Raw genomic sequence first — 26,521 nt, forward strand, 5'->3', positions numbered from 1 at the left:
GTCTTGCCATGATCGACGTGCCCAATCGTGCCAATGTTCACATGAGGCTTTGTACGCTCGAATTTACCTTTTGCCATAGTCTCTTTCCTTGGACGGCCTGGACCTTCAGTTCAGTCGAATGCGGGGCGATTAGCGACTACGGCCGAAAAACACAAGTGCCTTGTGGCCGAGCGCGCGCTCACCCGGTCTGAACCCGTAATCCGGTTTCGGGGATGTGGCGCGGATATAGGAACGAACAAGAAGAAATGGAATGGGCGAAGATAGGTTCCGCTGACATCGGCATTCACAGGATGGATACCGCCGCTCGCGCCTGTCCGCCTTGCCGGATTTTACGGCTGGATCTGGCCCATTGCCGGTGTGGCGCCGGTCTGATTTCCTGATCGGATGCATTTCATCCCGATTGCCATCCGCGGCCCACTGTTCATGATCCTCTCGACTGGATCCTATGTCGTCAACGACACCATGATGAAGCTGGCGACGGCAGGGCTGCCACCTTATGAGGTGTTGTTTCTGCGCGGGACAGCGGCAACGCTGTGGGGCATCCCATTGCTGCTTTCGCTGGGCTACGCCAAGCAGATCCCGCTGATCCTCGAAAGGAGAGTGTTACAACGAAACCTGCTCGAGCTGGCGGCAATCCTTTGCTACGTGGTGGCGCTCGCCAACATGCAGATCGCCGATTCGACCGCCTTGGGGCAAATCACTCCGCTTCTCATGCTGATTGGCTCCGCTGTCCTGTTCGGCGAACGGATCGGGGGACTGCGCATGGCGCTGATCGGGCTCGGCTTCGTCGGTGCGGTGATGGTGGCGCAGCCGACCATGCAGGGAATCTCGGTCTACGCCCTGCTGGCCCTCGGCAACGCGGCATTCGCCGCCGCGCGCGATCTCGCCGGACGGCGGGTCGCCGCCGACGTGCCTGGAATGATCGTTGCAATTTCCGCGGTGGTGGTGGTGCTGGTCGGCTCAGGCGTTGCGCATCTGATGTCGGAGCGCTGGGTGATGCCCGAGATGCATCATCTGCTGCTGATGGCCGGGGCCGGATTGTTCCTGATCTTCGGCCACTTCTTCATCTTCATGGCCTATCGCGTCGGGCCGGCCGGCGTGGTGGCGCCGTTCTATTACTGCTTCACCGTCTGGGCGGTCATTTCGGGTCTGGTGGTGTTCCAGCAATTCCCGAACGCGCTGGCGATCAGCGGCATCCTGCTGGTGGTGGCCAGCGGGCTGACCATCGTGTCGCTCGACGAGCGCAAGCGCCGGCTGACCGTGGTGGCGTAAGGCGCGTACTCACAAATCGAGCTGATTGGCGTGACTTTGAGCAAGGTCCGCTTCGCCCCGGCACTGATCAGATTCCGCATCGCGCCGAAATGACGCGAAGGTCACTTGCAGTCATTCGCGCCCATCTATTTACAGATCCTGTTGCCTAGAGGTTGCGGCAAAATTGCAGAACTGCAGTCGCCGCCTGATCAATGCTGGCGTGAACGGCCGGTTGTCATGCTTTGCAACGAAACCACGAGAACACTGTGCCTTGAAGAACGAAATCGATATTCCCGACAAACGAAGGGCAAATATGAGGAGTTTGGCGTTCGGTCTACACCGTTCGCGAGGGTCCGGTCTTGCCAGAAATGCCAATATGCGCAAACTTCACGGGCCTGTCATCCGGTGGGTGTCGTTAAGGAGCTACCCATCTTGGTGTACGCAAACCGCACGCCTCTCCGCGCTTTGGCGTTCGAACGCTATGATCCAACCGAAAAATCTATTGATTGGCTACGGCAGCAGGGGCTCGAAGTGCAACTCGGACATGCACTTTGGGAAATGCCTTTTCAGCGCTTTACCGAGGACGAACTGATCGCCAATGCCAGAGGCTGCGTGGCACTCATGGGGGCAAGTGGAACGCGTATTACTGATCGCGTGATGCAGGCATTGCCTGAGCTGCGCTATATATCCAAATATGGCATTGGAGTTGACAGTATTGACATCGAGGCTGCCACCAAACGCGGCATCCTTATCAGCAGCACGCCCAATGACTTTCAGATATTTACAGTAAGCGAACATGCAGTGGCAATGATGTTGGCCCTCGCCAAGCAGCTTGGGACTTGGACTCCGGAATTTATCCGTTGTGGTGGTTGGCGCGGCTTGACCCATTCCGCAACGCTGCGCGGAGCAACCGTTGGCATTGTCGGTCTCGGTCGCATCGGTCGGGGCGTGGCGCAGCGCTTAAGTGGCTGGGAAGCGAGGATTATTGCCTATGACCCATATCTCGAAGATGCACCCGCGGGGGTGGAATTAGTCAGCCTTTCCGATCTCCTGGCCCAATCCGACTTTATAACGCTGCATGCTACACCGAACCCGGAAAATCACCATCTGCTGAATGCCCAGACGTTCGGCCAAATGAAACCTACCGCCTACCTTGTTAATACAGGCCGGGGCTCACTGATCAACTATCCGGCGCTGCGCGATGCGCTAGACCAGAAGCAAATTGCCGGGGCTGCATTGGATGTCTTTGATCAAGAGCCACCAAGGACTGACGATTCGCTGCTCACGCGGTCAAATGTGATCTGCTCGCCGCATGTTGCCGCCTGGACAAGTGAAGGGACGCAGGCGATTGGTTGGCATGCTGCCAAAAATCTATGGGCAATGATCAGTGGTGAAGGGAGAGCTGACATCGTCAATCCTGAAGCCAGAACTGTGCCAGGATCGCGTAATCCAGGATAAAGACGCACGGGTTGGAAATTATGGTCCAACCGGAGTTCAATCGTGACACGGTGTCAATAGAAAAACAGTCGAGCATGGGTCACGCAACAAGAGACGATGGCCGCATAGGGTCAAGACTGACACACGATGGCCGCGATGTGCCGGCTTAACCTCCAACTCCGTCCCTGGGCTGCGTCCGGAGACTGAAGCGAAAGGCCAAATTCAGAGCGTAAGGGTACATGAAAAGCTCGGATAGCGACTGCCTATCAAATCACTGAGCGGTCAATCTCCCAAACGGTTCGCCGCCCCGTGATCGCCATGGCAGTCTCCAACTCATTCTTCAAGAGATTGACGCAACGCCTAACACCGACAGCACCGCTCGTGGTAGTGCGAAGACATATGGGCGCCCGATCATCACTGCCGTCGCCCCCAACGCCAGGCATTTGAGGACATCAGTGCCGCGACTGTACCGCCGTCCACAATCACGGCTGCCCCTCCGCTCACCCGCTCCACAACAGCAGGCAGAGCGAACGCGCTGGCGATCAGCGGCATCCTGCTGGTGGTGGCCAGCGGGCTGACCATCGTGTCGCTCGACGAGCGCAAGCGCCGGCTGACCGTGGTCGCTTAGTTTAAGCAGAGGTCACCGCAAAAGATGGAGAAGCCCGTGACAAGCCATGCCAACGACCGCACGCTCGCCGGAAAGTGCCTGTGTGGCGCCGTGCAATATGCGGTGGCCGATGAGTTTCTCTATGCCGCGAACTGCCACTGCTCGAACTGCCGGCGCACCACCGGTTCAGCCTTCAAGCCGTTTGCCGGCATCGAGCGTGAGAGACTGAGCCTGACCGAAGGCGACGACAACCTCCTGATCTTTGGCGACGAGACCGGTCATAACACGCACTGCAAGACCTGCGGCTCATTGCTCTATTCGGTCGTCCGCGACGGCGCTTTCGTGCACGTCGCCATGGGAACCCTTGTCGATGAGCCGACCATCCGCCCGACGCACCACATCTTTGTCGGCTCCAAGGCGAAGTGGTTCACGATCACCGATGACCTGCCTCAATATGAAGAGCATGTGACATGAAGAGCATGTGGTGACGGGCAGCCAGACGACAGGGATGATCGCACCGGCCGCAAGCCCATCCATAGATTAGCCGCGGTTCACCAAGTGTTAGAAACGCTCAACCAAATTATCGTTTCGTTTTCACATTCGGCGCCAAAGAACTTATAGTGATTCCGTTCGCTCGATTGTTGCGGGGATTTCTGTGGCACTGCCGCCGGACTGGATGCCCAACATTCCGATGAAGCGGGTCGTATGCCACTGGACGGCTGGCTCGCATTCGGCCGGCGATACCGACAAGGACGCCTATCATATACTTGTCGAAGGCAATGGCAGCCTCGTTAGGGGCCGGCCTTCCATCGCACTTAATTCCGGCAGGGTGAAATCAGGGTACGCAGCTCACACCCTCAACTGCAACAGCGGCTCGATCGGGGTTTCTCTGTGCTGCATGGCCGGAGCGGAGGAAAGGCCGTTCGATGCCGGCCGCTATCCAATGACGAGGACGCAATGGGATGCGCTGATTGTCGTCGTCGCCGAGCTTTGCAAATATTATCGCATCAAGGTAACGCCCAAGACGGTTCTTTCGCATGCCGAGGTCGAAAGCAATCTCGGCGTCGAGCAACGCGGAAAATGGGATTTTTCCCGCCTGCCTTTCGACCCGACGGTCGTCGGCGCGAGAGCCTGTGGCGACCGGCTGCGGCGGGATGTGACGGCGGCGATGGGGGCGATGCCTAATCTGCCGGTCAGACCGGGCCGTGACATGGCCCTCGAAACAGCCATCAGGCGTCTGCTCGATGAATTGTGGCCAATCCTGGCCAGAGGACTCCAAGCTGGCTTCAACACGCTGGTGCGGGAGATCCTCAAAAGGATGCGGTAAAGCGTGCAGCAGCCAAGCGGAAGGCAAATCCGCCCGGCTGCCGCATTTCTGCGACGCCAAATGATGCAGTGCAAATGTTCTAAAGAGCCCGGTTCCCGGTAAACTGGTGATAGGCCCACAGAACGACCACCGACCCCAGCACAGCGACGATCAGGCTGTAGATGTTGAGACCGGTAACGCCTGACGCGCCAAAGGCGCTGAAAATCAGTCCGCCGACGATGGCGCCCACGATCCCGAGTATGATGTCAAGAACAAGGCCCTGCCCGCTCTTGTTGACGATCTTACTGCCTATGAAGCCGGCGATAGCGCCAAGGACAATCCAGCTTAATATTGACATTTTCCTCTCCATTCCCCGCCTCCGATTACTTCCACATTATTAAGCAAAGCTCAAGCCAACTTGAAATTCGTGATTACGGAAAGATCAACCAGCTTGAAATTCGACCCGAATGGGTCATTGTGGGGCGGGATGGGCAACGTTGACATGGAGATCCACAATGGGACTGTTTGACAATGCCGTTCCCGGCGGTAACGTCGCCAAGCCGCTGATGATCGCACTCGGCGCGCTACTGGTTGGAAAAATGCTGAGCGGTGGAAGTTCCACCCAGACCGACCCGGCGCAAAGCCCCGCCCCCGTGCCGCCTGATACAACCGCGCCCACCGACGGTGGCCTGCTCGACGGGCTGGGTGGCCTGCTCGACAAGATGAAAAACGCCGGCCACGGCAACGTCGCCGATTCGTGGGTCGGCACTGGGCAGAACCAGCCGATCAACGCCAACGATCTGGGCAATGCGCTCGGGCCGCAGGTCATTCAGGAGATCGCGCAAAGGACCGGTCTGAACCAGCAGGACCTGCTCAAGCAACTCTCCGCGGCTTTGCCGGGCCTCGTCGACCAGTTGACGCCGAACGGACAAGTGCCGCAGCAGAATCAACTCGCGTCGATATTCAACAGGTTCACAACTTAGACAGTTAAGTCGCCACGCGTCCGTTTGGACGGGCTACGGAAGCTCCAGCATTTCGAACTATCGATTTGCGGATGATCCCGATCGCAAAGCGCGTTTCAATTGCGCTGACCTTTGGTTCGGGATCCTACGTTCGGCCCTGGCGGGCAGCGTATGGAGATCTGGAGCGGGTAGCGGGAATCGAACCCGCATATTCAGCTTGGAAGGCTGCTGCTCTACCACTGAGCTATACCCGCGCCTTTCAGTTAAAGCATCGGATTCATCTGAAAACCGATGCTTTTGCGTTTCAAACCTCCGGGCTGGCAGTGGTGGAGAGGGTTGGATTCGAACCAACGTAGGCTAAGCCAACGGATTTACAGTCCGTCCCCTTTAACCACTCGGGCACCTCTCCAGCCTGCCATCGAAGCCTTGCAACGAGGCATTCACGCTGATCAGGGTCGAAACCTCCTGGTTTTGTCCGAAATCAGCGAAGCGCCTTATGGCGGCAAGGCCATTGGGTGTCAACCGCGCAGCCAGGCTTTTTCGTTGTTGTTCGATATCCGCCGCGACGTGCCATATCCTTAGCCGAAGTAGGCGGTTATAGAAGCCAGCCATGAGCAATAAGTCAGGCACCCCAAAAGACACCCACTATGCCAAGCTGCGGCGCGCCCATCGCGACGAGAAGGCCGGCGGCGCGCCGGCGTTCAGGCCGCGCCAGCCGGTGCCGCCCGGCGAGATCCCCGCCGATGGCCTGGTGCGGCTCTACGGCCTGCATACGGTGCGGGCAGCGCTCGACAATCCGCGCCGGCGGATCAAAAAAATGCTGGTGACGCGCAACGCGGCCGAGCGGCTGGCGATCGCCGATCTCGCCGCCCTGCCGTTCACGGCTGAGCTGGTCGAGCCGAAGGACATCGACAAGATCACCGGCTCCGATGCCGTCCATCAAGGCGTGCTGATCGAAGCCGAGCCGCTGAAACCAAAACGCCTCGACGCGCTCGGCGAGACCAGGCTGGTGCTGGTGCTCGACCAGGTCACCGACCCGCACAATGTCGGCGCGATCCTGCGCTCGGCAGTCGCCTTCGGCGCCGGCGCGCTGATCACCACGGCGCGCCACAGCCCGCATGAATCCGGTGTGCTGGCAAAATCGGCCTCCGGCGCGCTGGAGCATATCGACCAGATCGAGGTGAAGAACCTCGCCGACGCGCTCGGCCAGTTGCGCGAGGCCGGCTTCCAGACCATCGGCCTCGATTCGGATGGGCCGGCTGAGCTTGAAAAGAGCTTTTCCGGGGAAAAGATCGCGCTGGTGATGGGCGCCGAAGGCAAGGGCCTGCGCCAGAAGACCCGCGAAACGGTGATGACGCTCGCCCGGCTCGACATGCCCGGCGCCATCCGCTCGCTCAACGTGTCGAACGCGGCGGCGGTGAGCCTTTATGCGGCGAGGAAATTTCTGGGGTGAATGGTGAATAGTCAATGGCGAATGGTTAGGACGCCTTCCTATTCACTATTCACTATTCACTATTCACTATTCACCCCACTTCATGCCCCGCCATCCGCTCCAGCGCCCTGACCAGCGCCGAATGGTCCTCCTTGGCGCCACCATTGGCGGCACAGGAGTTGAACAATTGCTGCGTGGTCGAGGTATTGGGCAGTGCCACACCCAGCGCCCTAGCGCCTTCCAGAGCGAGATTAAGATCCTTCTGATGCAGTTCGATGCGGAAGCCCGGGGCGAAGCTGCGCTTGATCATGCGCTCGCCATGGACTTCCAGGATGCGCGAGGCGGCCAATCCGCCCATCAGCGCTTGTCGTACTTTGGCTGGATCAGCGCCGGCTTTCGATGCGAAAACAAGGGCTTCGGCGACGGCTTCAATGGTCAGCGCGACGACGATCTGGTTGGCAACCTTGGTGGTCTGGCCGACGCCATTGGGCCCGACCAGCGTGATGTTCTTGCCCATCTTCTCGAACACCGGCCTGGCGCGCTCGAAAGCCTTTTCCTCGCCGCCGACCATGATGGTCAGCGATGCGGCCTTGGCGCCGACCTCGCCGCCCGACACCGGAGCGTCGAGATAGTCGCAGCCTAGCACGTTGATCTTACTGGCGAAAACCTTGGTCTCGATCGGCGAGATCGAGCTCATGTCGATGACCAGTCTGCCCCCGGTTAGACCCGAGGCGACGCCGTTGTCGCCGAACAGCACATCGGCCACCTCAGGCGTGTCCGGCACGATGGTGATGATGATGTCGGCGGCACGTGCCACGGCGTGATGGCCGGTGACTGTCTTCAGACCTTTGGCGATAAGATCGGCCGGCGGCTTCGAACGGTGGTCGCTGGCGACGACGGGGTAGCCCGCATCGAGCAGATGCCCCGCCATCGGCGCGCCCATGATGCCGAGGCCTATGAAACCGATGGTTTCCATTGATTTTCTCCGTTCTTTGTTAAGGCCGCGTTCCTTCGCGCCCCCCTCTGGCCTGCCGGCCATCTCCCCCACAAGGAGGGAGATTGGATGTCGCCGCCGCTTTCGCCAATTTTAGAGGTCGGGAAAGTTAAAAGCCGGCGCCGAAACTGCCAATCTCCCCACCCGTGGGGGAGATGGCCGGCAGGCCAGAGGGGGGGCGCGAAGGAACTTCAATAGTCCTTGACCCTAAGCCGCAGCACTGCCCCGCCCGGCCAGGTCCCGGAACCATCCCAGGCCGGCATCCGTCCCCGCCTTCGGCTTGTACTCCGCCCCGACCCAGCCGGAATAGCCGATGCTGTCGATGTAATTGTACAGAAAAGGGAAATTGATCTCGCCCGTCCCCGGCTCATGACGGCCGGGATTGTCCGCTAGCTGGATATGCGCGATGCGGCCGAGGTTTGCCTCGATGGTGCGGGCGAGATCCCCCTCCATGATCTGCATGTGATAGATGTCATATTGCAGGAACAGGTTCTTCGAGCCGACGCGGTCGATGAGCGCCAGTGCCTGCTCCGAATAATTGAGAAAAAAGCCCGGAATATCGAGCGTGTTGATCGGTTCGATCAACAGCCTGATGCCGGCCTGCTCCAGCTTCTCCGCGGCGAAAGCCAAGTTCTCGGCGAAGACGTCTTCCAGCACGCTCCGTTCGACGCCCTGCGGCGCGATGCCGGCGAGGCAGTTGACCTGTTCGCAGCCCAGCGCGTGCGCGTAGGTGATCGCCTTGGCAACGCCTTGCCGGAACTCCGGAATGCGATCCGGCAACACGGCGATGCCGCGCTCGCCCTTGCCCCAGTCGCCGGCCGGCAGGTTAAACAGCACCTGCGTCAGGCCGTTCTTCTTCAGCCCTGCTGCAACTGTCTCAGGCGCATGCTCATAAGGGCCGATATATTCGACGCCCTTGAAACCGGCGCGGGCGGCGGCATCGAAGCGGTCGAGGAAATCATGCTCGCCAAAGAGCATCGAAAGATTCGCTGAAAAACGCGGCATTCACTTCTCCCATTCAGTCGAGCATGACGATCGCCGTGGGGGCGTCTTCGTGATGTTCGGCAAGCTCCTCGAACTCGGTGATCTTGTCGATTTCGGTGCCCATCGAAATGTTGGTGACGCGTTCGAGGATGAATTCGAGCACCACCGGAACCTGGTATTCCTTCATCAGGCGCTGCGCCTGCTCGAAGGCGCCGGCGAATTCCTCCGGCCTGCGCACCCGGACCGCCTTGCAGCCCATGGCCTCGGCGACAGCGACATGATCGACGCCGTAGCCAGCCTCGGGATCGTCTTTGCGGTTGACGTTCTCGAAGGCGAGGCTGACTTCGAAATCCATCGAAAAGCCACGCTGCGCCTGGCGGATCAGGCCGAGATAGGCATTGTTCACGACGACATGGATGTAAGGCAATTTATGCTGCGCGCCGGCCGCCAATTCCTCGATCATGAACTGGAAATCATAGTCGCCGGATAGCGCGACAATGTTGCGGTGCGGATCGGCGGCGCGGACGCCAAGCGCTGCCGGCAGTGTCCAGCCGAGCGGGCCGGCCTGGCCGCAGTTGATCCAATTGCGCGGCTTGTAGACGTGCAGGAACTGCGCGCCGGCGATCTGCGAAAGCCCGATCGTGGTGACATAGGTGGTGTCGCGGCCGAATGCCTTGTTCATCTCCTCATAGACGCGCTGCGGCTTCAGCGGCACCTGGTCGAAATGCGTCTTGCGTTTCATCGTCTTCTTGCGGCCCTGGCATTCCCTGGCCCAGCTCGACCAGTCGCGCAGTTTCCCCGCGGTCTTCCATTCGGTGGCGACGTCGAGCAGCATTTTCAGCGCGGCACCGGCATCCGACACGACACCGAGATCCGGCGCGAAAACACGGCCTATTTGGGTCGGCTCGATGTCGACATGGATGAATTTTTTGCCTCTGGTGTAGACGTCGACCGAGCCGGTGTGGCGGTTGGCCCAGCGGTTGCCGATGCCGAAGACGAAATCGGCCTCGAGCATCGTCGCGTTGCCGTAGCGATGCGACGTCTGCAGCCCGCACATGCCGGCCATCAGCCGGTGGTCGTCGGGGATCGCGCCCCAGCCCATCAGCGTCGGGATGACAGGCACGCCTGTAACTTCGGCGAACTCGATCAGCAAATCCGAAGCGTCGGCATTGATGATGCCGCCGCCGGCGACGATCAGCGGCCTTTCGGCCGCGTTGAGCATCGCCAACGCCTTCTCCGCCTGACCGCGCGACATTGCCGGCTTGAACGTTACCAGCGGCTCATAGGCATCGATATCGAACTCGATCTCGGCCAGTTGCACGTCGACCGGCAGATCGATCAGCACCGGACCGGGTCGCGACGAGCGCATCAGGTGGAACGCCTTCTGCAGCGCCATCGGCACGAGATAAGGTTCCATGACGGTGACCGCCCATTTGGCGACGGGTGCGGCGATGGCGGCGATGTCGACCGCCTGGAAATCCTCCTTGTTGAGACGCGCCCGCGGCGCCTGGCCGGTGATGCAGAGGATGGGAATAGAATCGGCCGCGGCCGAATAGAGGCCGGTGATCATGTCTGTGCCGGCCGGACCCGAAGTGCCGACGCACAGACCGATATTGCCCGATCTGGCGCGGGTATAGCCTTCGGCCATGTGCGACGCCGCCTCGACATGGCGCGCGAGGATGTGGCGGATGGTGCCCCTCGCCTTCAGCGCCGAATAGAGCGGGTTGATCGCCGCACCTGGCACGCCGAAGGCGCAGGAAATGCCTTCCTTTTCGAGAACAAGAACCGCTGCGTCGACCGCGCGCATCCTGGCCATAGCAAGCCTCCGCAAATGTGTAGATGGCCAAGGATGGCAGCGTTCCCGCTATTTTTCAATTTTTTCAGAATATTTTTTCATTTCTAAAAAGCGACTGCTATAGGCTGATTTTGTTGTATTTTCCGTTTTCCAGAGATCGGCTTCTCTGGTTTGTGGAAAACTTTTTCATTGCCCTGTTTGGTGGAATTGGCGACAATGGCGCCGTGGAAACGAGTGAAAAACGTCAGCGTGGCCGTCCGCGCTCCTTCAACGGCCCCGCCGAGGCCGCCTCGGTGCAGTCGCTCGACCGGGCGTTGCGCATTCTGGCCATCGTTGCCGAGGGCAGCGGGCTGTCGCTGAGCGAAATCGCTGCGCAGAGCGGCCTCGCCGCGTCTACCGCCTACCGCATGCTGACGACGCTGGAAAACCACGGCATGGTCGAGTTCGACAGCACCGACCAGCTTTGGTCGATCGGCGTCGAAACCTATCGCATGGGCGCGGCGTTCCTGCGCCGCCGCAAGCTGGTCGACCGCGCCCGCGCCGTTATGCAGGAACTGATGGAGAAGACCGGCGAAACCGCCAATCTGGGCGTCGCCGAGGATGATTGCGTCGTCTTCGTCAGCCAGGTCGAGACGCATCAGGCAATCCGCGCCTTCTTCCGGCCGGGCACGCGCAGTTCCTTCCATGCCTCGGGCATCGGCAAGGCGGTGCTGGCGCATCTCGAGCCGGAGCGCGTCGGCGCGATCCTGCGCCGGGCCGGACTGGAGCGCTTCACCGAAAAGACGCTGTCCGATATCTCTGCGCTGGCTCGCGATCTGGTGACGATCAAGCTGCGCGGCTGGTCGGTCGACGACGAGGAGCGGCATCCCGGCATGCGCTGCGTGGCCGCCGCCATCTTCAACGAGTTCGGCGAGCCGATCGGCGGGGTTTCGGTCTCCGGCCCGACGGTGCGCGTGACGCCGGAGCGGCTGGCCGAGATCGGCCCCCTGGTGCGCGAGGCCGCAATGGAAGTAACCAGGATGATTGGTGGTCTGCCGCCCCCTTCTTCACCAAGCCGCGCCGGCGAACCGGGTTCACTCTTCGAGATTGGCGCTGCGCGCTCACCTTGACAGCCGCCCGGCTACGGCCAAGTTTGCGTCCACCTTCCGCCAGCCGAAAAGACGCATGAGCCTCCAATCCGTCAAAGCCTTCTTCGCCGAATATGCCCCCGATATCGAGGTGATCGAAACGCCGACAAGCTCGGCGACCGTCGCGCTCGCGGCCGAGGCGCATGGCGTCGAGCCGGGGCAGATCGCCAAGACCATCTGCCTGCGCGTCGGTGACCGGGTCATGCTGGTCGTCGCCCGCGGCGACGCGCGCATCGACAATCGCAAGGCGCGCGATGCATTCGGCGGCAAGCCGCGCATGCTCGATGCCGAGCAGGTGGCCGAAATCACTGGCCATCCGATTGGCGGCGTCTGCCCCTTCGGCCTCGCCTCGCCGTTGCCGGTCTATTGCGACGTATCGCTGCGCGCCCACGATCAGGTCGTGCCAGCGGCCGGCGCAACCAATGCAGCGGTGAAAATAGGCGTCGAGCGCATGGCAGCGCTGACCGGCGCCGAATGGTGCGACATCTGTCAGGATGAGCTAGGCCCCGGGCACCGCGCTCTTGGTCGATAGGTCGTAGAAATCAAGCAGCATCGCCAGCCCAACTCCGCAGGCGGTGAAGATGAGGCCGGCGATGAAGATGCGGGTGGCGCGCTCATAGACGCGTCGCTGTAGAGACGTTGTGTCGAGCAGCAACCGCAACGCTCGTATCTGCAAGGCAATGCCTATCAAAATCGGCACGACGGCTGCCAGGTGATAGATTTCCCAAGGGAGCGGGTTGGCGGCCCAATGCGTGATGAAGCCCAGCGAGAAAGCCAGTAGAATGCCGACGGTGGTGATCGAGCCGTTGCGGAAATCCGTCTCAATCTGCTCTGCCTTGGGTTCGTGCTCGTCCAAGCGTCCCTCTCCCTCTGGCGCCTTCAGCGCCAGACTAAGCTGTCGAAAAAACCCTGTACATCCCTCGCTTGAACCGGTTGCGGTGCCGGGTTCAATTTTGCAACCCAGACAGCTGAAAAGGGGCAGTGGGTGCCCCTTTTCCCTTGCCTGAAACGGTTCACTTCCCCTCAAAGCCGGCAGCGGTGACGGTAGCGCCTCAGCCCATGCCGGTGATATGGCGCAGCCAGAAGGCGAGCGCGATGAAGCCGATGATGGTGGTGACGCCGGTCCAGTCGACGCTGGCGCTCTTCAGATCCTTGATCAGCTTCACCAGGAGAATCCAGGCCACGACGACGACCAGGGCAATGACGACAAGTCTGATCATGCGATACCCTCGCCCATGCGATTGCACCTTCAATCAATATAGGAAGCGAATTGGCCGTTTTTCAGGATGCCCGCGCCGGCAGCTCCGGCGGGCTTATGGGAAACCAAAAACAGAGTTTTGTCTTTACTGGCGCAACAAATATGCTAACCGGAGCGCCGTGCCCTTGTAGCTCAGCTGGTAGAGCAGCGGTTTTGTAAACCGAAGGTCGGCGGTTCGATTCCGTCCGGGGGCACCAGCAAACCGCTTCTTGTGAGAACCTCCCACGGTCGGTCGAAATCTGCTCATCCCCGATTTCCACAGGCCGGGGCCGTAGCACATCAGCTTCAACGCATATATCCCTGAATGGGAACCACAGGTATTCCCCAGTGGGAAACCCTAGGTATTCCCTAGTGGGAACAGAGGAGCCTCCGTTGGAGCAAAAACGTACGATCGCCCCCTTTATTGGCGGCATGTATGGTGGTCTTGCTGCCCTCGCGTTGGCGTTCGGTTTCCGCTTCCTGGTGGTTCCCGATCCTGATCCAACCTCGCAAACAACGATAATCCTTTCAGGACTGGCCTTTTCGGTTTGTTTCAGCCTGGCCTTCCTTCGCGAGCATAGACGCCAAATCGCTGCTGCCAGGGAATTTCTAAGCCGCCCAAGATCGTACTAATCCTCCTGCCACGCGAAGCCCTTCGGATCACGTCTGGGCATCAAAAAAATTCGATCGAACCAACTGATGCAGCAGCGCAGGCGGACCGGCCGGCAACCCTGCCCTCCCGGCCACTTAATGCCATTCGATTAAAATGCACCTGTGTATATTAGCAATCGCTCAATTTAGCGCGTCGACAATGTCCGGGCGGCGGGTAAAATCAAATGGGTGATGTCATGCGAAGCGACTTCGCCGCTGCGCGCGAGCTCTTGGAGTGCGCCCAAAACCGGCTCTGCGGCATGGATGAAACGAGCCAACGCGTCAGCGAGGCGCTGGACTCCCTGATCGAGGAAATAGCCATCGCGGAATTCCGCAAGGCGCCACTGACCGTCGTGCCGTTTCCGCGCGCACGGCCCAGGCATGCTCGGTAAAATTGCCGGTCGTGCCCCGGGGAGGCAACTATCTCTCTCGGGATTGCTTGGCGCGCTGGCCCCTTACGCTTTTTGGGGCACATGCTTTAAATAGATTTCGCGAAAGCTGCGGCACTGGGATCTTTTGCCTGTGATGTGCCGGTGTTCTGAAACTGCGAGCTGATCCATGTCACGCTGTGGAGATGTCTACGAGAACAAGGTGACCGGCGAATATGCAGTGATCCTGCGCGGCACCGAAGACCGTGGCGAAGGGCCTGGCATCGTTTATTTAACCGCTCGGCCGGGGGCCGCGGTGGTAGGCGAGCACTTCCACCCGAACATGATTGAACGTTTTACCGTCTTCAGCGGCCGGCTCGATGCCTGCATCGCCGGGAAGACTTTCTCTCTGGGACCTGGGCAATCCGCCACGGCCGAGGCAGGCGTTGCACATGATTGGTGGAACAGCAGCAAAACCGACGAGGCGCAGATCCTGATCGAAATCCAACGGGCTCACGGTGCGGACCACATTGACCCGAACCGTTTCGAACTGCTGATCGGCATGCTCTTCGGCCTGGCCAATGCTGGCAAGGTGGATAAGAAAGGCAGACCTTCACCGCTTCAAGCGGCGGTCATCGCCAGGGAATTTGCCGATGTGATCGTCTTCACGCGGCCGTCACCGGCGATCCAGCGGGCGGCGTTGGGGCTTCTGGTGCCGCTTGCCAACCTGCTTGGCTATCGGGCGATCGATCCCAGCTACTGCAAACCGCACGCACATATCACCCCGGCCCTCGAAATCCTCGCGCTGGCAGGCCTTTCGGGTGCGTGATTTCGATGTCGCAAATTGGGCAACACTCGCTTTCACAGTTTGCAAGGTCCTTGGGTGGAGCCGGCGCTTCTTGGCCCCTCACGACGTGGTTTGGGTGAGAGGCCTCCTTCCAATCGCTGCCACCAGAATCCGGTTCTGCCTTCGTATCGCCGCGCGCAACTCCGCGATCCTCGCCTCGTCGCGTTTCACGAACTCGATGAACATCATGTTCATGTTGTTGAAGATCAGTTCGCCGAGCGCCGGCCCGTCTGTATCGGGGCGCACCAAGCCGATAGCGACCGGACGGCAATTCCCGTGGCGGAGCACTGACTGACGGGACCACCGCCCCGCCGTCTCCCCGAAAAACGTCCGTTAGTCGGCTTAGGATTTCGTCAGTTTGGCGTATTCCTTGGATACCTTGTCTCCGGCTTTCAGCCTCTTCAACTCGCCTTGGTAATAATCATCCTTCTTGGGTTTGGAGCCATCATAGTGAGTGGACCATAGCGTCCAGATCTTCTTTCCGTCCTTGTACCACTGCCAGCAATCGGACGCTTTACCGGTATCGGCCGACTTGATCGACTTCCAGGCAACTTTCATGCAATTCCGATTTGAAGAAACACTCCAACTGCCTGAAAAAGTAACCTTCCCCTTTGTATTGTAACCGATGACACTTCCATCCGGAGCAAAGAAAGCGCGAGCGTCGTCCCAGACAGCGGACTTTCCTGAATAGACGGCACGCACTTCATCCGCCGACATAGGTTTGGCGGTCTTGGGCAAATTGTCGGCCGATGCGGCCGATACCTGCGCTGCCAGACTCAAGACCAAAATAGGGAATACTGCCGAACGAATTCGTCTCATAACGCTACTCCCCTCCATTGATTGTTGTTCGGTATTTCCGTAGCGCCATTACTTTAGATCTTTCTAAACAATGGTCAACCAGTTAGGCCTGAGCAACGGCTCTCAGCCCGCAAGGGGCAAGGCCCAATGGGCGCCAAATAGCGGCATGCTACCGTGCTAACGGATACGAGAGCCAAATCTATGCAGCGTGCGCAGAGGTGCGTCCAGCGGACCTGAAATCCATCAGCAGACCTTCTCAAACCCCAATCGCTGCCACCAGAATGCGGTTCTGCCGGCGTATCGCCGCGCGCAGTTCCGCAATCCTGGCCTTGTCGCGCTTCACGAACTCGATGAACATCATGTTCATGTTGTTGAACACCAGCTCGCCCAGGGCCTGCCCGTCGATATCGCGGCGCACCAGGTCGATCGCCTGCAGTCTCGCGATCAGCGCGCGGATCTGTTCGGTCAGTGCCCGGTCGAGCGCGGTGTAGGCCTGGCCGAACGGGCTGTCGGGCAGCTGCGTCGAGATCGCCATCGCCTGCCGCCACATCTCCTTGCTGAGGTAGTGCAGCGAATGCTCGATATAGATGCCGAGCAGCGTGTCGAGCGCGTCCCCGACATTGGCCGGTGGATTGGCGACGACGCCCTGCCCGGCATTGAGCACCTCGTTGACCTCCATCGAAACGATGGCGCCCAGGATATCGCCCTTGTTCTGGTAGTAATTGTAGATCGTGCCGACCGACACCTCGGCCTGCGCCGCGATCGTCTCGATCTTGGCGCCTTCATAGCCGGCGTCGCGGAAAAGCGCCGCCGCCGCCTCGATGATACGACGGTGCCGGTCCGCCTTTTGCCTTGCCCGCAATCCACTCATATCGGCTATTTGCCATAAAAACAGAATTGACTCAATTTTAGAATTGGTTCAATTTTTTGCCAGAAGCCAAAAAGGCAAGGGAGAACACTCGATGTCCATCAATTCCACGTCCGTTTTGAAAACCCATCTGCGCGCCGCTACTGCAGCCGCAGCCCTTCTGCTCGCGACAGGCGCACAGGCTGCGGATCTCAACGCGCTGATCTGGTGCGATCATGCCGACCCGGCGCTGCTGCAGCCCTTTGAGGAGGCCAATGGCGTCAAGGTCAATGTCAAGGAATTCGAGGGCACCGGCGCCGGCATGGCGATCGTCGAACAGTCGCAGCCCGGCGACTGGGATGTGATGGTGATCGACAGCATCGACATACCGCGCGGCGTCGAAAAGGGCCTGTTCGAACCTCTGCCGGAAGACAAGCTGCCCTTCGCCGACCTCTTTCCGCAGGTGAAGATGGACAGCTCCACCGTGGTCGACGGCAAGCGCTACGGCATTACCGAAAAATTCGGCTACAACACGATCGGCTATAACAAGACCAAGGTCGATCCGGCCGACATGCAGTCGATGACTGCGCTGACCGGCGACAAGTACAAGGGCAAGATCGCCATCTATGACTATTACCTGCCGGTCATCGGCATGGCAGCACTGGCGATCGGCAAGAAGACTGCCGAGCTGACCGAAGCCGACCTTCCCGCCATCAAGGAAGAGCTGCTCAAGATGAAGGCCAATGCCAAGCTGGTCGGCGAAGTGACCGCCAGCCAGACGGCGCTGGCGACCGGCGAGGTCGACATACTGGTCGGCGGCGGCGAATGGGTGACGGCCGGGCTGGCCAAGGAGAACCCTGCCCTCGACTTCTCCATTCCTAAAGAAGGTGCTGTGCTGTGGTCGCAGTCGCTCGCCATGTTCAAGGACTCGGAGAACAAGGACATGGCGCTGAAGTTCATCCAGTACATTATGAGCCCCGAAGGCCAGGCGCGGCTTGCCACCTCCGCCTGCTATTGGGGCATGCCGGCGAATGCCAAGGCGGCGCTGAGCGACGAGCAGAAGAAGATCCTGCGCTTCGATGAGCAGCCGGATTTCCTCGCCCGCGCCCAGCCCTACCCGGCGCCGAACGCCGATCTCGACAAGAAGATGCAGGACGTCTGGACCGAAATGCTGCAGGCGCAGTGACCGGTAGCCGGTCGTGAACTCTGCCACGAACAGCGGGCCTGCCCTGCCTCGGGCGGGCTGCGCCCTGCCCTGGGCGCTGGTCACGCCGGCGCTCGGCTGGACGCTGCTGTTCTTCGTCCTGCCTTTCCTGGCCATGGCGTTGTCCAGCCTGACGGCACATGACGGCGGCGGCTTCACGCTCGCCAACTACAGCCAGTTCTTTGCCAATCCGGCCTATTGGCAGGCGATGGTGAACTCGCTGCAGGTCACCGCAATTGTCACAGTGGTTTCGGTGCTGCCCGCCTACCCCTTCGCCTGGATCCTAGCCGAACAGGTGCCGGAGCGCTGGCAGCGGCTGGCGCTGATGCTGGCCGTGCTGCCGTTCTGGACTTCCTATGTGGTGCGTTCTTACTCCTGGCTTCTGGTGTTGGCGCAGAACGGCGTGATCAACGGCGCGTTGACCGGCTCCGGCCTGTTCAGCGAGCCGGTGCAGCTCGCCAACACACGGCTGGCCACAATCATCGGCTTCGTGCATTTCTTCGTCATGCTTTTGACGTTGACGATCTTCGCCAATCTGAAGCAGCTCAGCCCGAGCTACCGCAAGGCCGCCGCCGATCTCGGCGCCGGGCCGGTGCGGACGTTCCTGCATGTCGTCCTGCCGTTGACCTTGCCCGGCATCATGGTCGGCGCCTTCCTCACCTTCGTGCTGTGCATCGGCGATTACATCACGCCGCAGATTCTGGGCGGCAACAACGAGCTTTTGATGCCGCAGCTGGTGATGATGCAGATCGGCCGGCGCGGCGACTTTCCGCTCGCCTCGGCGCTGTCGATCATCCTGATGGCGGTCGTCACTATCGCCTATCTCGCCTGCGCCCGCTGGCTGAAGATCGAGCGGGCCTGAGATGCACGCTCTCATCCGCATCGCCTCCGGTCTCTACGCCGTCGCCATCTATGGCTTCATCTTCCTGCCGGTGGTCGTGCTGGTACTGTTTTCGTTGCAGGCGACGTCGTTTCCGATCCCACCCTTCACCGGGCCGTCGCTGCGCTGGTACGACGCCGTGCTCGCCGACACGCGGCTGACCTCGGCACTAATCAATTCGCTTCTAGTGGCCGCCCTCTCCTCAGCTGCCGCGGTCACGTTGGGATTTCTCTCTGCCTGGGGCTTTGCACGCTTCGCCTTGCCGGCCTCGCCCCTGCTGCGCGGTCTGATCACGCTGCCGCTGACAGTGAGCTATCTCATCATCGGCATGGGGCTGCTGGTGCTGTTCAACTGGGCCGGCGTGCCAAAATCGCTGCTTGCCGCCGGCATCGGCCATGTCGTGATCAACCTGCCGCTGTGCTTTGCCATTATCTACAGCCAGATGGGTGACCACCAGATCAACATCGAACGTGCAGCGCGCGATCTCGGCGCGCCCGAATGGAAGGTGCTGCTGCTGATCACGGTGCCTGTCATGGCGCCGGCGATCTTCGCCGGTTTCTTCCTGTCGATGACCTTTTCCTGGGACGAGTTCGTGATCTCGTTCCTGCTGACGCGCTTCGACACCACGCTGCCCGTCGAGATCTGGAACCTGCTGCGCTCAGGCCTCAATCCCAAGACCAACGCCGTCGGCTCGCTGGTCTTCGCCGTCTCCATCGTGCTGGTGGTATTGTTCGAACTGATGCCGTTGCGGAGGAAGCCGGCATGACCGTGCCTTTGGTTGATATCCGTGCCGTCTCGCATCGTTTCGGCCAGCACATAGTGCTGAAGAATGTGTCGCTGCAAATCGAGCCGGGCAGCTACACCATCCTGCTCGGGCCGTCGGGCTCCGGCAAGACGACTCTTTTGTCCATTCTCGGCGGCTTCGTCACACCAAGCGAAGGCAAGGTGCTGATCCGCGGCGAGGACTGCACCGCCGTGCCGCCCGCCAAACGCCCGACGACGACGGTGTTCCAGGACTACGCGCTGTTTCCGCATATGAGCGTCGGCGGCAATGTCGGCTTCGGCCTGCGCATGCAAGGCGTCGAGGCCGCGACACGGGTCGCGCGGGCGCGCGAAGTACTGGCGCTGGTCGGTCTGGCCACTGCCTTCGACAAGAAGCCGCACCAATTATCCGGCGGCCAGCGGCAGCGCGTCGCATTGGCGCGGGCGCTGGTGATCGAGCCGGCGGTGCTCCTGCTCGACGAACCGCTCGGCGCGCTCGATCTAAAGTTGCGCCGGCAGATGCAGGACGAGCTGAAGGCGATCCAGAAGCGCGTCGGCACTGCCTTCATCCATGTCACCCACGACCAGGAAGAAGCGATGGCGCTGGCCGACCATTGCGTGGTGATGAATGATGGCCGCATCGAGGACGAAGGACCGCCCGAGCGCGTCTATGCGCGGCCGGCAACGCGGTTTTCCGCGACCTTCATGGGCGAAAGCACGCTGATTTCGGGAGCGGTGACTGCGGCGAAGGACGGAACAATCACCGTCGCAACGCAGACTGGATCGTTCTCGCTGCCCGGCACATTGCCGGCCGGGACGGCCGTCGCCCTCGCCATTCGTCCGGAGCATCTCGTTTTCGGCGCGGCCGGCGGCGCGGTAAGGCTCGGCACGGCCACGGTGAGCGACGTGGTGTTTCAAGGCAGCTTCAAGCGCGTGCTTGCTGTCTCCGAGAAAGACCCTGCGGTGCACTTCATCGCCAAAGTCCCTGCCGCATCAGCCGTTCAGCCGGGCGAAATCATTGCGGTCTCGTGCGACACTGGCGACATCATCCTTCTGGCGGGTTGAGCCATGGGCACGCTTCCAGTCATCGACGCCCCGCAATGGTACGAAACCATCCGCATGAGCGATGGCGTGACGTTGATTCACGAACCATGGATAAAACCGTTCTTCCGCTGCAATATCTGGCATGTGCGCGGCCGCGACCGCGATCTTCTGTTCGATACCGGCCTCGGCCATTTTAGTCTCAGGCGCCACGTGCCGCTGGTGAGCGAGCGCAAGCTCATTTGCGTGGCCAGCCACACGCATTTCGACCATATCGGCTGCCACCACGAATTTTCGGACCGCGGCGTTCATCGGGCCGAAGCAGAAATCCTCGCCGATCCGCGCAATGAATGGACGGTCGCCGACCGCTATGCGACCGACGCAATGTTTGAAGGCCTGCCGGAGGGCTGGGATGCGGCGCGCTACCGGATCCTGCCGGCGCCGGCCGGCCGCCTGCTTGGAGAAGGCGATGTTGTCGATCTCGGTGATCGTGCCTTCGAGGTGATCCACACGCCGGGCCATTCACCGGGCGGCATCGCGCTCTACGAGAGGAAGACCGGCATCCTGCTTTCCGGCGACATCGTCTATGACGGCCCGCTGATCGACGATGTCTATCATTCAGCCATCGACGACTATGTCGCCACGCTGCTCAGCATGCGCGACCTTGATGTCTCAGTCGTCCACGGTGGTCATTTCCCGAGCTTCGGCAAGGTGCGCTATCGCCAGCTTATCGACGAGTATCTCGCACAGAAGCGGCAGGCCGGCTGCCATCTGCTGCAGGCGCGATAGGCATCGGCTTCTCGTAGGACGGCTTGCCCGGTGCCTAGCGAATTCACAAAGCCCTTTGAGGGCACGGTGTGCCGGCGGCGTCGCCGCAGCGTGAAGCCGTAGGCTGGGGTCTTAAACTCGTCTCTTCGGACTGGCGCACCAGTTGGGCAAAGGCAAGCGCAAAGCTTCCCAGCATCAGGACGATGATAATCAGGCGTGTTATCGGCAATAGATCGGTCCGACTGGCTAGCCCCGCGCCACCCATCCACTGCCGGCTAACATGATCGATCCCGCTTTACGAGAGTTTAATCCCCGTCTTAACCATCACATTCGCCTGTCACTCGACACGATGCGCGAGAACCCGACCGGCGCGCTTCACGGCGCTGTGTCGAGGGGCAGCACTTGCCTCCTTTGCAGATTTGCCCGCCCATGCTAACCCGGCGCTGGCGCGGCCCCAGCAACCGGTCGCCATCAGCCGGTCGCCACCAACCTTCGCCATTGGGGAGCCATGAGCAAAGCCGCCAACCGTTTCGCCTTCGTCTCGTCCGGCACCGCCGACGCCAATGCGGCGCTGGAGAGCCTGTCGGCGCGCTATGGCCAGGCATCCATCGAAAATGCAGAGATCGTCGTCGCCCTCGGCGGCGATGGCTTCCTGTTGCAGACTTTGCGCGAGACGATGAGCACGGGAAAAAAAGTCTACGGTATGAACCGTGGCACCATCGGATTCCTGATGAACGAGTACCGCGCCAGTGGGTTGACGGGGCGCATTGCGGCAGCCGTTGCCGAAACGATCCGTCCCTTGGAGATGCAGGCGGTGACGGCAGAAGGCGAAACGATTTCGGCGCTAGCGATCAATGAGGTTGCGCTGTGGCGCCAATCCTACCAGACGGCCAAGATCCGTATCACCGTGGACGAGCAGATGCGGCTGGAGGAATTGAACTGTGACGGCGTGATGATCGCGACGCCGGCCGGTTCGACCGCCTACAATCTGTCCGCGCACGGGCCGATTCTGCCGCTCGACGCGCCACTGCTGGCGCTGACCCCGGTCAGTCCGTTCCGCCCGCGCCGCTGGCGCGGCGCGCTGCTCTCCAACAAGGCGATCGTTCGTTTCGACATTCTGGAGCCGGAAAAGCGGCCGGTGAACGCCGCCGCCGACCACACCGAGGTGAAGGCCGTAACCTCGGTCACGGTACGGGAATCGCCAACGGCGACAGCCACGCTGCTGTTCGATCCCAACCACTCTTGGAACGAGCGTATTCTCGCCGAACAGTTCCGCTATTGAACCGGCATAGTGACAGACAGCCCGATTAAGCATCGGGATTAAGGTTACGACTTCACAATCGTGCCATTCCGCGCCCGTTTCTGTTGACAAATCGTGGGCTTGCGCCTACCTGCAATACCAATCTTGCAGGCGCGCGGCGCTTGCCGCGACTGCTTATGTTGCGCCCCCGAACCAGCCAAAGACAGCCAAACTTGTCCTCAGACGCCCAGATCGCTCAAGAAGCGTTGACCTTCGCAGACCTCGGCCTGTCGCCGAAGGTCCTTTCCGCAGTTACCGATGCCGGTTACACCGAACCGACGCCGATCCAGGCTGGCGCCATTCCGCACGCCTTGCTCGGCAAGGATGTTCTGGGCATCGCCCAAACCGGCACCGGCAAGACGGCCTCGTTCGTGCTGCCGATGCTCACCCGCCTAGAAAAAGGCCGGGCCCGGGCCCGCATGCCGCGTACGCTGATCTTGGAACCGACACGCGAGCTTGCCGCGCAGGTCGAGGAAAACTTCGTCAAATACGGCAAGAACCATAAGCTCAACATCGCACTGTTGATCGGCGGCGTGTCCTTCGACGAGCAGGACAAGAAGCTGGAGCGCGGCGCCGACGTGCTGATCGCGACGCCTGGCCGCCTGCTCGACCACCGCGAGCGCGGAAAGCTTCTGCTCAACGGGGTCGAGATCCTCGTCATCGATGAGGCCGACCGCATGCTCGACATGGGCTTCATTCCCGACATCGAGCGTATCTGCGAGATGATCCCGTTCACGAGACAGACGCTGTTCTTCTCGGCGACGATGCCGCCTGAGATCACCAAACTCACCGAAAAATTCCTGCACGCGCCGGTGCGCGTCGAGGTTTCGAAGGCCGCATCCGCGGCGACCAACATCATCCAGCGGCTGGTGAAATCCGGCTCGAAGCCCTGGGACAAGCGCGAGACGCTGCGCAATCTGATGAAGGCCGAGGATGCCGAGCTGAAGAACGCCATCATCTTCTGCAACCGCAAGATCGAGGTTTCGGAGCTTTTCCGTTCGCTGCTGAAATATGATTTCGACGCCGGCGCGCTGCATGGCGACATGGATCAGCGCGCGCGCATGCAGATGCTGGCCAATTTCCGTGACGGCAAATTGCGCTACCTCGTTGCGTCGGACGTTGCGGCCCGCGGCCTCGACATTCCCGATGTCAGTCACGTTTTCAATTACGATGTGCCCATCCATGCCGAGGATTATGTCCACCGCATCGGCCGCACCGGCCGCGCTGGCCGCTCGGGCAAATCCTTCACCATCGCCACCAAGTCCGACACGAAATACATCGACGCGATCGAACGGCTGATCGGCAACAAGATCGAGTGGCATGATGGCGATCTGTCGACGGTCGTCGCCAGCGAAAGCGGAGAGGACGACGCTCCCCGCCGTGGCCGCGGCGCGCCGCGCCGTGCCGGCCGCAAGGACGGCGACCGCAAGGACAGGGGCGAACGCAAACCGCGCGAACGCCACGCCAGGCAAAGCGAAGATGCAGCACCGGATACCATGGGCGAGCCATTGGTGGCCGAGACCGCGGTCGCCGATGCCGGCGAGCGGCGCGCGCGTAAGGAAGCGATCCGCTCGGAAAATACCGAGCGCCAAGCTTCACCCGAACGCCAAGTTTCATCTGACCGCCAAGCTTCACCCGAACGCCAAGCTTCATCTGAGCGCCAAGCTTCACCCGAACGCAAGGCTTCGTCCGATCGCAATCGCAACGAACAGCGTGCGCCGGAACGTGGCGATACCAGGCCGCAGCGCGACGGCAACCGCCCTGCCCGCAATCGCCAGGAAGACAATGACGCGACCGTCGGCTTTGGCGACGACATGCCCGCTTTCATGCGCATCGTGGCCAAGGTCTGACCACACAAGAAATTCTCAAATGCCAACGAAAACGGCCCCTTGCGGGGTCGTTTTCGTGTCTGACATTTGCTTTGCTCTGGCGTAGTCCGAAAGCTGATCTCGACGTCCTGGTTCCAGGCGCGGTCAGCCGCGCTCCCTCGCCTTATCTGTGGCTACAGGTTTTTAAATTCCAGGCGGGACGGCAACATATCCAGAAAGGCGCGAACTTTGGCTGAAGATGATCTGCCTTCCGGCCACACGGCATGCATCGGTACCAGCACCGGCTCGAAGTCGCTTAAAACCACCTCTAGGCGGCCGTCATCCACCAACTGCCTTATCTGCCAAAGGGGCGAGTAGCCCAAACCCAATCCGTGAACTGCGGCTGCATAGATCGGTGCCATCAAATTGGATCGAAAACTGCCAGCCACTTTCACCGCCCGGGGTTTCCCCTCGATCTGAAACATCCATTCACCCGGACGCTGGTCGGAGGTTCGAACAATGCAACTGTGCTTGCTAAGGTCAAAGGGATGCGTTGGTCGGCCACGGCGTTCAAGGTAGGAAGGCGAGCCGAACACGACGCGCCGCAACGCGCCCAAGCGTCTGGCTCGCAAGCTGGAATCCGGCAAATTGCCGATCCGTATCGCGAGATCGAGGCCATCGGCACCTAGATCTACAAACCCATCGGCAAGTTGGAGGTCAACCTCGACCCGCGGATACATCTGCATGTAGTCGGCTATGACAGGTACAACGAAATCCGGGCCGAACAGAACTGGCGCGCTCACGCGCAGGATGCCTGATGGTTCTGAACGTTGGTTGGCGGCTTGAAGCCTCGCGTCGTTTATTTCGTCGATCGCGGGTTTGATGCGGTGGAAAAACACCAATCCGGCTTCGCTTGGTGTCGAACGGCGCGTCGTCCGCTGTACAAGCTCGACCCCGACGGATTCCTCCAGCGTCGCCAAGGACCGGCTGATCGATTGCAGTGAGCGGCTCAGCCGGCGTGCGGCGGCCGTCAAGCTTCCATGCTCGACGACTGCCATGAAAGCTTCAAAATCATCTATCCGGCTCATGATGTCCGTTTCTCTCGAAAATCGAGAGAAACTATCGCAAGTCCAAACAATTGTAACGCTGTTCGCGAGTTTTTATTTCCCTAGAAGGAATCCCGATAAGGGCAAGCTTCGGTCGAAGGGAATGGTCATGCGAGCACTCAATCCAACCGTTCTGGTCGTGGGCGCAACAGGCCGATTTGCCGGATTGATCGTGCCTCAACTTATCCGCCGCAATGCCAGCGTTCGAGCATTCATTCGCGACCCCGCGAACGCCGAAAAGGCCCGGAGGCTCGGGGCATCCGAGGTCGTGACCGGAGATTTGCGCAACCCTCAGAGCCTCGAAAATGCCGTCGAGGGCGTCGACGGCATCTTTCACATCGGACCGGCTTTTGCCCCCGATGAAGCAGCCATGGGTGTTGCCATGGTCGAGGCTGCAGCACGAGCATGCGTTCGAAAATTCGTCTTCTCGTCGGTCATCCAGCCGACCAATACGAGGCTAAAAAACCATGCGAGCAAGGTGCCGGTCGAGGATGCTCTCTATTCGACGAACATGGAATACACCATTCTGCATCCCGCCAATTTCATGCAGAACATCGCAGCAGCCTGGCCATCCGTCGTTAGGGACGGCGTCTTCTCGGAACCGTTTCCAAAGACGGCAAAGCTGGCGCGTGTCGATTACCGCGATGTCGCCGAAGTGGCAGCGATCGCATTGACCGAAGCGCGGTTGTCCTACGGGACGCTCGAGCTGTGCGCTGGTATGCATAGCCGGGAAGAGATCGTTTCAATGATGAGCGAGGAGCTTGGCCGCCCGATCTCTGCTGGGGAGCCGACCTTTGGCGAGTGGGCAGCGAATGCCCGCCTTCCCTACGACGACCGCCAATTGCAGCTGCTGGCTAAAGTCCATGACCACTACGCCAAATACGGCCTGGGCGGAAACACTCTGACGTTGCGCGCCGTCTTGGGCCGCGAGCCGCGTTCGCTACGAAGCTTTATCCGAGAACTGGCCCTGCAAACGGCACAGAACGCCTGATCGCGCTCACGCATTTTC

General features: G+C 60.5%; 29 protein-coding genes, 3 tRNA genes and 2 pseudogenes. 20 read left to right on the plus strand and 14 right to left on the minus strand.

What is annotated here, in order from left to right:
* A pseudogene (locus tag AC0L26_RS25290) lies at positions 1-77 on the minus strand (GTP-binding protein); the annotation flags it as partial.
* 307 nt (positions 78-384) lie between these two features.
* Between AC0L26_RS25290 and AC0L26_RS25295 the strand changes: the two are divergent.
* Both AC0L26_RS25295 and AC0L26_RS25300 read left to right on the plus strand, forming a co-directional pair.
* Entirely contained in the window at positions 385-1,272 is an 888-nt protein-coding gene (locus tag AC0L26_RS25295) for a DMT family transporter (RefSeq protein WP_473635038.1), read from the plus strand.
* Positions 1,273-1,686: 414 nt separating this feature from the next.
* On the plus strand, positions 1,687-2,709 hold the full coding sequence (locus AC0L26_RS25300; RefSeq protein WP_473635173.1) for a hydroxyacid dehydrogenase: 1,023 nt from the start codon (positions 1,687-1,689) through the stop codon (positions 2,707-2,709).
* A 245-nt stretch (positions 2,710-2,954) separates the two neighbouring features.
* On the opposite strand, the pseudogene AC0L26_RS25305 reads toward AC0L26_RS25300, so the two are convergent.
* Positions 2,955-3,103: pseudogene (locus AC0L26_RS25305) on the minus strand (alpha-hydroxy-acid oxidizing protein).
* 237 nt (positions 3,104-3,340) lie between these two features.
* Here AC0L26_RS25305 and AC0L26_RS25310 point away from each other — a divergent pair.
* On the plus strand, positions 3,341-3,769 hold the full coding sequence (locus tag AC0L26_RS25310; RefSeq protein ID WP_473635039.1) for a GFA family protein: 429 nt from the start codon (positions 3,341-3,343) through the stop codon (positions 3,767-3,769).
* 181 nt (positions 3,770-3,950) lie between these two features.
* Positions 3,951-4,622 carry a peptidoglycan recognition protein family protein gene (locus AC0L26_RS25315; RefSeq protein ID WP_473635040.1) on the plus strand — a complete coding sequence of 224 codons (672 nt, stop codon included), beginning with the start codon at positions 3,951-3,953 and terminating at the stop codon, positions 4,620-4,622.
* Between the two features lie 79 nt (positions 4,623-4,701).
* Here the strand turns inward: AC0L26_RS25315 and AC0L26_RS25320 are convergent, their stop codons facing one another.
* Positions 4,702-4,959: a GlsB/YeaQ/YmgE family stress response membrane protein gene (locus AC0L26_RS25320; RefSeq protein ID WP_354492416.1), complete on the minus strand. Its 258-nt coding sequence runs from the start codon at positions 4,957-4,959 to the stop codon at positions 4,702-4,704.
* Between the two features lie 157 nt (positions 4,960-5,116).
* Here AC0L26_RS25320 and AC0L26_RS25325 point away from each other — a divergent pair, with 157 nt between their 5' ends.
* The gene (locus AC0L26_RS25325) at positions 5,117-5,584 is read left to right on the plus strand and encodes a YidB family protein (protein ID WP_473635041.1); all 468 of its coding nucleotides are present in this window, start codon (positions 5,117-5,119) and stop codon (positions 5,582-5,584) included.
* Positions 5,585-5,743: 159 nt separating this feature from the next.
* On the opposite strand, the gene AC0L26_RS25330 is transcribed toward AC0L26_RS25325, so the two are convergent.
* Together AC0L26_RS25330 and AC0L26_RS25335 are read right to left on the minus strand one after the other, a co-directional pair.
* A tRNA-Gly gene (locus AC0L26_RS25330) sits at positions 5,744-5,817 on the minus strand.
* Between the two features lie 70 nt (positions 5,818-5,887).
* Positions 5,888-5,972 (minus strand) — tRNA-Tyr (locus AC0L26_RS25335).
* A gap of 201 nt (positions 5,973-6,173) precedes the next feature.
* Here AC0L26_RS25335 and AC0L26_RS25340 point away from each other — a divergent pair.
* Complete coding sequence (locus AC0L26_RS25340) at positions 6,174-7,016, plus strand: TrmH family RNA methyltransferase (RefSeq protein ID WP_473635042.1); 843 nt, start codon at positions 6,174-6,176, stop codon at positions 7,014-7,016.
* 70 nt (positions 7,017-7,086) lie between these two features.
* On the opposite strand, the gene AC0L26_RS25345 is transcribed toward AC0L26_RS25340, so the two are convergent.
* The 3 genes from AC0L26_RS25345 to gcl form a co-directional block, all read right to left on the minus strand.
* A complete protein-coding gene (locus AC0L26_RS25345) occupies positions 7,087-7,971 on the minus strand; it encodes a 2-hydroxy-3-oxopropionate reductase (RefSeq protein ID WP_473635043.1) in 885 nt (294 codons plus the stop codon).
* A 225-nt stretch (positions 7,972-8,196) separates the two neighbouring features.
* Positions 8,197-8,994 (minus strand): hydroxypyruvate isomerase, encoded by a 798-nt coding sequence (hyi, locus tag AC0L26_RS25350; protein ID WP_473635044.1) that lies wholly within the window; start codon positions 8,992-8,994, stop codon positions 8,197-8,199.
* Between the two features lie 13 nt (positions 8,995-9,007).
* A complete protein-coding gene (gene gcl / locus AC0L26_RS25355) occupies positions 9,008-10,789 on the minus strand; it encodes a glyoxylate carboligase (RefSeq protein WP_473635045.1) in 1,782 nt (593 codons plus the stop codon).
* A gap of 203 nt (positions 10,790-10,992) precedes the next feature.
* Between gcl and bhcR the strand changes: the two genes are divergently transcribed.
* Positions 10,993-11,877, plus strand: coding sequence for an HTH-type transcriptional regulator BhcR (gene bhcR / locus AC0L26_RS25360; protein WP_473635174.1), 885 nt, complete (start codon positions 10,993-10,995; stop codon positions 11,875-11,877).
* Between the two features lie 55 nt (positions 11,878-11,932).
* Complete coding sequence (locus AC0L26_RS25365; protein WP_473635046.1) at positions 11,933-12,427, plus strand: YbaK/EbsC family protein; 495 nt, start codon at positions 11,933-11,935, stop codon at positions 12,425-12,427.
* Here the strand turns inward: AC0L26_RS25365 and AC0L26_RS25370 are convergent.
* The gene (locus tag AC0L26_RS25370) at positions 12,395-12,751 is read right to left on the minus strand and encodes a hypothetical protein (RefSeq protein WP_473635047.1); all 357 of its coding nucleotides are present in this window, start codon (positions 12,749-12,751) and stop codon (positions 12,395-12,397) included. The genes AC0L26_RS25365 and AC0L26_RS25370 overlap by 33 nt on opposite strands.
* Before the next feature lie 196 nt (positions 12,752-12,947).
* On the minus strand, positions 12,948-13,115 hold the full coding sequence (locus AC0L26_RS25375) for a hypothetical protein (RefSeq protein ID WP_473635048.1): 168 nt from the start codon (positions 13,113-13,115) through the stop codon (positions 12,948-12,950).
* A 159-nt stretch (positions 13,116-13,274) separates the two neighbouring features.
* Here AC0L26_RS25375 and AC0L26_RS25380 point away from each other — a divergent pair.
* From AC0L26_RS25380 to AC0L26_RS25395, 4 genes are all read left to right on the plus strand, one after another.
* A tRNA-Thr gene (locus tag AC0L26_RS25380) sits at positions 13,275-13,350 on the plus strand.
* 175 nt (positions 13,351-13,525) lie between these two features.
* Positions 13,526-13,765 (plus strand): hypothetical protein, encoded by a 240-nt coding sequence (locus tag AC0L26_RS25385; protein ID WP_473635049.1) that lies wholly within the window; start codon positions 13,526-13,528, stop codon positions 13,763-13,765.
* 215 nt (positions 13,766-13,980) lie between these two features.
* Positions 13,981-14,175, plus strand: a complete 195-nt coding sequence (locus AC0L26_RS25390; protein ID WP_473635050.1) for a hypothetical protein — start codon at positions 13,981-13,983, stop codon at positions 14,173-14,175.
* A gap of 199 nt (positions 14,176-14,374) precedes the next feature.
* Entirely contained in the window at positions 14,375-14,980 is a 606-nt protein-coding gene (locus AC0L26_RS25395; RefSeq protein ID WP_473635051.1) for a cupin domain-containing protein, read from the plus strand.
* 78 nt (positions 14,981-15,058) lie between these two features.
* On the opposite strand, the gene AC0L26_RS25400 is transcribed toward AC0L26_RS25395, so the two are convergent.
* From AC0L26_RS25400 to AC0L26_RS25410, 3 genes are all read right to left on the minus strand, one after another.
* Positions 15,059-15,244 carry a hypothetical protein gene (locus AC0L26_RS25400; protein WP_473635052.1) on the minus strand — a complete coding sequence of 62 codons (186 nt, stop codon included), beginning with the start codon at positions 15,242-15,244 and terminating at the stop codon, positions 15,059-15,061.
* A 96-nt stretch (positions 15,245-15,340) separates the two neighbouring features.
* The gene (locus AC0L26_RS25405) at positions 15,341-15,817 is read right to left on the minus strand and encodes a DUF995 domain-containing protein (protein ID WP_352954419.1); all 477 of its coding nucleotides are present in this window, start codon (positions 15,815-15,817) and stop codon (positions 15,341-15,343) included.
* Between the two features lie 235 nt (positions 15,818-16,052).
* A complete protein-coding gene (locus AC0L26_RS25410) occupies positions 16,053-16,667 on the minus strand; it encodes a TetR/AcrR family transcriptional regulator (RefSeq protein WP_128241165.1) in 615 nt (204 codons plus the stop codon).
* A 91-nt stretch (positions 16,668-16,758) separates the two neighbouring features.
* Between AC0L26_RS25410 and AC0L26_RS25415 the strand changes: the two genes are divergently transcribed.
* The 7 genes from AC0L26_RS25415 to AC0L26_RS25445 all read left to right on the plus strand — a co-directional run bounded on the left by AC0L26_RS25415 (position 16,759) and on the right by AC0L26_RS25445 (position 24,448).
* The gene (locus AC0L26_RS25415) at positions 16,759-17,829 is read left to right on the plus strand and encodes a polyamine ABC transporter substrate-binding protein (RefSeq protein ID WP_473635053.1); all 1,071 of its coding nucleotides are present in this window, start codon (positions 16,759-16,761) and stop codon (positions 17,827-17,829) included.
* A gap of 13 nt (positions 17,830-17,842) precedes the next feature.
* Positions 17,843-18,709: an ABC transporter permease gene (locus AC0L26_RS25420; RefSeq protein WP_473635054.1), complete on the plus strand. Its 867-nt coding sequence runs from the start codon at positions 17,843-17,845 to the stop codon at positions 18,707-18,709.
* Between the two features lies 1 nt (position 18,710).
* A complete protein-coding gene (locus AC0L26_RS25425) occupies positions 18,711-19,493 on the plus strand; it encodes an ABC transporter permease (RefSeq protein ID WP_473635055.1) in 783 nt (260 codons plus the stop codon).
* On the plus strand, positions 19,490-20,554 hold the full coding sequence (locus AC0L26_RS25430) for an ABC transporter ATP-binding protein (RefSeq protein WP_473635056.1): 1,065 nt from the start codon (positions 19,490-19,492) through the stop codon (positions 20,552-20,554). Before AC0L26_RS25425 ends, AC0L26_RS25430 begins: the two co-directional genes overlap by 4 nt.
* Before the next feature lie 3 nt (positions 20,555-20,557).
* Entirely contained in the window at positions 20,558-21,319 is a 762-nt protein-coding gene (locus tag AC0L26_RS25435; protein ID WP_473635057.1) for an MBL fold metallo-hydrolase, read from the plus strand.
* Between the two features lie 487 nt (positions 21,320-21,806).
* Positions 21,807-22,580, plus strand: coding sequence for an NAD kinase (locus tag AC0L26_RS25440; RefSeq protein WP_352930484.1), 774 nt, complete (start codon positions 21,807-21,809; stop codon positions 22,578-22,580).
* Between the two features lie 191 nt (positions 22,581-22,771).
* Entirely contained in the window at positions 22,772-24,448 is a 1,677-nt protein-coding gene (locus tag AC0L26_RS25445) for a DEAD/DEAH box helicase (RefSeq protein WP_473635058.1), read from the plus strand.
* A gap of 152 nt (positions 24,449-24,600) precedes the next feature.
* On the opposite strand, the gene AC0L26_RS25450 is transcribed toward AC0L26_RS25445, so the two are convergent.
* On the minus strand, positions 24,601-25,464 hold the full coding sequence (locus AC0L26_RS25450) for a LysR family transcriptional regulator (RefSeq protein WP_473635059.1): 864 nt from the start codon (positions 25,462-25,464) through the stop codon (positions 24,601-24,603).
* On the opposite strand from AC0L26_RS25450, the gene AC0L26_RS25455 reads away from it, so the two are divergent.
* Positions 25,463-26,503, plus strand: a complete 1,041-nt coding sequence (locus AC0L26_RS25455; protein WP_473635060.1) for an NmrA/HSCARG family protein — start codon at positions 25,463-25,465, stop codon at positions 26,501-26,503. The two genes, AC0L26_RS25450 and AC0L26_RS25455, sit on opposite strands and share 2 nt — an antisense overlap.
* Positions 26,504-26,521: the final 18 nt, after the last annotated feature.

The organism is Mesorhizobium sp. WSM4823, assembly GCF_055811195.1.

Bases quoted from the DNA above. Each gene is read 5' to 3' on its own strand.
- AC0L26_RS25375 (WP_473635048.1), bottom strand. From the start codon at position 13,115: ATGATCAGACTTGTCGTCATTGCCCTGGTCGTCGTCGTGGCCTGGATT.
- gcl (WP_473635045.1), bottom strand. From the start codon at position 10,789: ATGGCCAGGATGCGCGCGGTCGACGCAGCGGTTCTTGTTCTCGAAAAG.
- AC0L26_RS25325 (WP_473635041.1), top strand. From the start codon at position 5,117: ATGGGACTGTTTGACAATGCCGTTCCCGGCGGTAACGTCGCCAAGCCG.
- hyi (WP_473635044.1), bottom strand. From the start codon at position 8,994: ATGCCGCGTTTTTCAGCGAATCTTTCGATGCTCTTTGGCGAGCATGAT.
- AC0L26_RS25295 (WP_473635038.1), top strand. From the start codon at position 385: ATGCATTTCATCCCGATTGCCATCCGCGGCCCACTGTTCATGATCCTC.
- AC0L26_RS25390 (WP_473635050.1), top strand. From the start codon at position 13,981: ATGCGAAGCGACTTCGCCGCTGCGCGCGAGCTCTTGGAGTGCGCCCAA.
- AC0L26_RS25405 (WP_352954419.1), bottom strand. From the start codon at position 15,817: ATGAGACGAATTCGTTCGGCAGTATTCCCTATTTTGGTCTTGAGTCTG.
- AC0L26_RS25430 (WP_473635056.1), top strand. From the start codon at position 19,490: ATGACCGTGCCTTTGGTTGATATCCGTGCCGTCTCGCATCGTTTCGGC.
- AC0L26_RS25410 (WP_128241165.1), bottom strand. From the start codon at position 16,667: ATGAGTGGATTGCGGGCAAGGCAAAAGGCGGACCGGCACCGTCGTATC.
- AC0L26_RS25425 (WP_473635055.1), top strand. From the start codon at position 18,711: ATGCACGCTCTCATCCGCATCGCCTCCGGTCTCTACGCCGTCGCCATC.
- AC0L26_RS25340 (WP_473635042.1), top strand. From the start codon at position 6,174: ATGAGCAATAAGTCAGGCACCCCAAAAGACACCCACTATGCCAAGCTG.
- AC0L26_RS25365 (WP_473635046.1), top strand. From the start codon at position 11,933: ATGAGCCTCCAATCCGTCAAAGCCTTCTTCGCCGAATATGCCCCCGAT.
- AC0L26_RS25435 (WP_473635057.1), top strand. From the start codon at position 20,558: ATGGGCACGCTTCCAGTCATCGACGCCCCGCAATGGTACGAAACCATC.
- AC0L26_RS25455 (WP_473635060.1), top strand. From the start codon at position 25,463: ATGAAAGCTTCAAAATCATCTATCCGGCTCATGATGTCCGTTTCTCTC.
- AC0L26_RS25345 (WP_473635043.1), bottom strand. From the start codon at position 7,971: ATGGAAACCATCGGTTTCATAGGCCTCGGCATCATGGGCGCGCCGATG.
- AC0L26_RS25415 (WP_473635053.1), top strand. From the start codon at position 16,759: ATGTCCATCAATTCCACGTCCGTTTTGAAAACCCATCTGCGCGCCGCT.
- AC0L26_RS25320 (WP_354492416.1), bottom strand. From the start codon at position 4,959: ATGTCAATATTAAGCTGGATTGTCCTTGGCGCTATCGCCGGCTTCATA.
- AC0L26_RS25450 (WP_473635059.1), bottom strand. From the start codon at position 25,464: ATGGCAGTCGTCGAGCATGGAAGCTTGACGGCCGCCGCACGCCGGCTG.
- AC0L26_RS25310 (WP_473635039.1), top strand. From the start codon at position 3,341: ATGGAGAAGCCCGTGACAAGCCATGCCAACGACCGCACGCTCGCCGGA.
- AC0L26_RS25440 (WP_352930484.1), top strand. From the start codon at position 21,807: ATGAGCAAAGCCGCCAACCGTTTCGCCTTCGTCTCGTCCGGCACCGCC.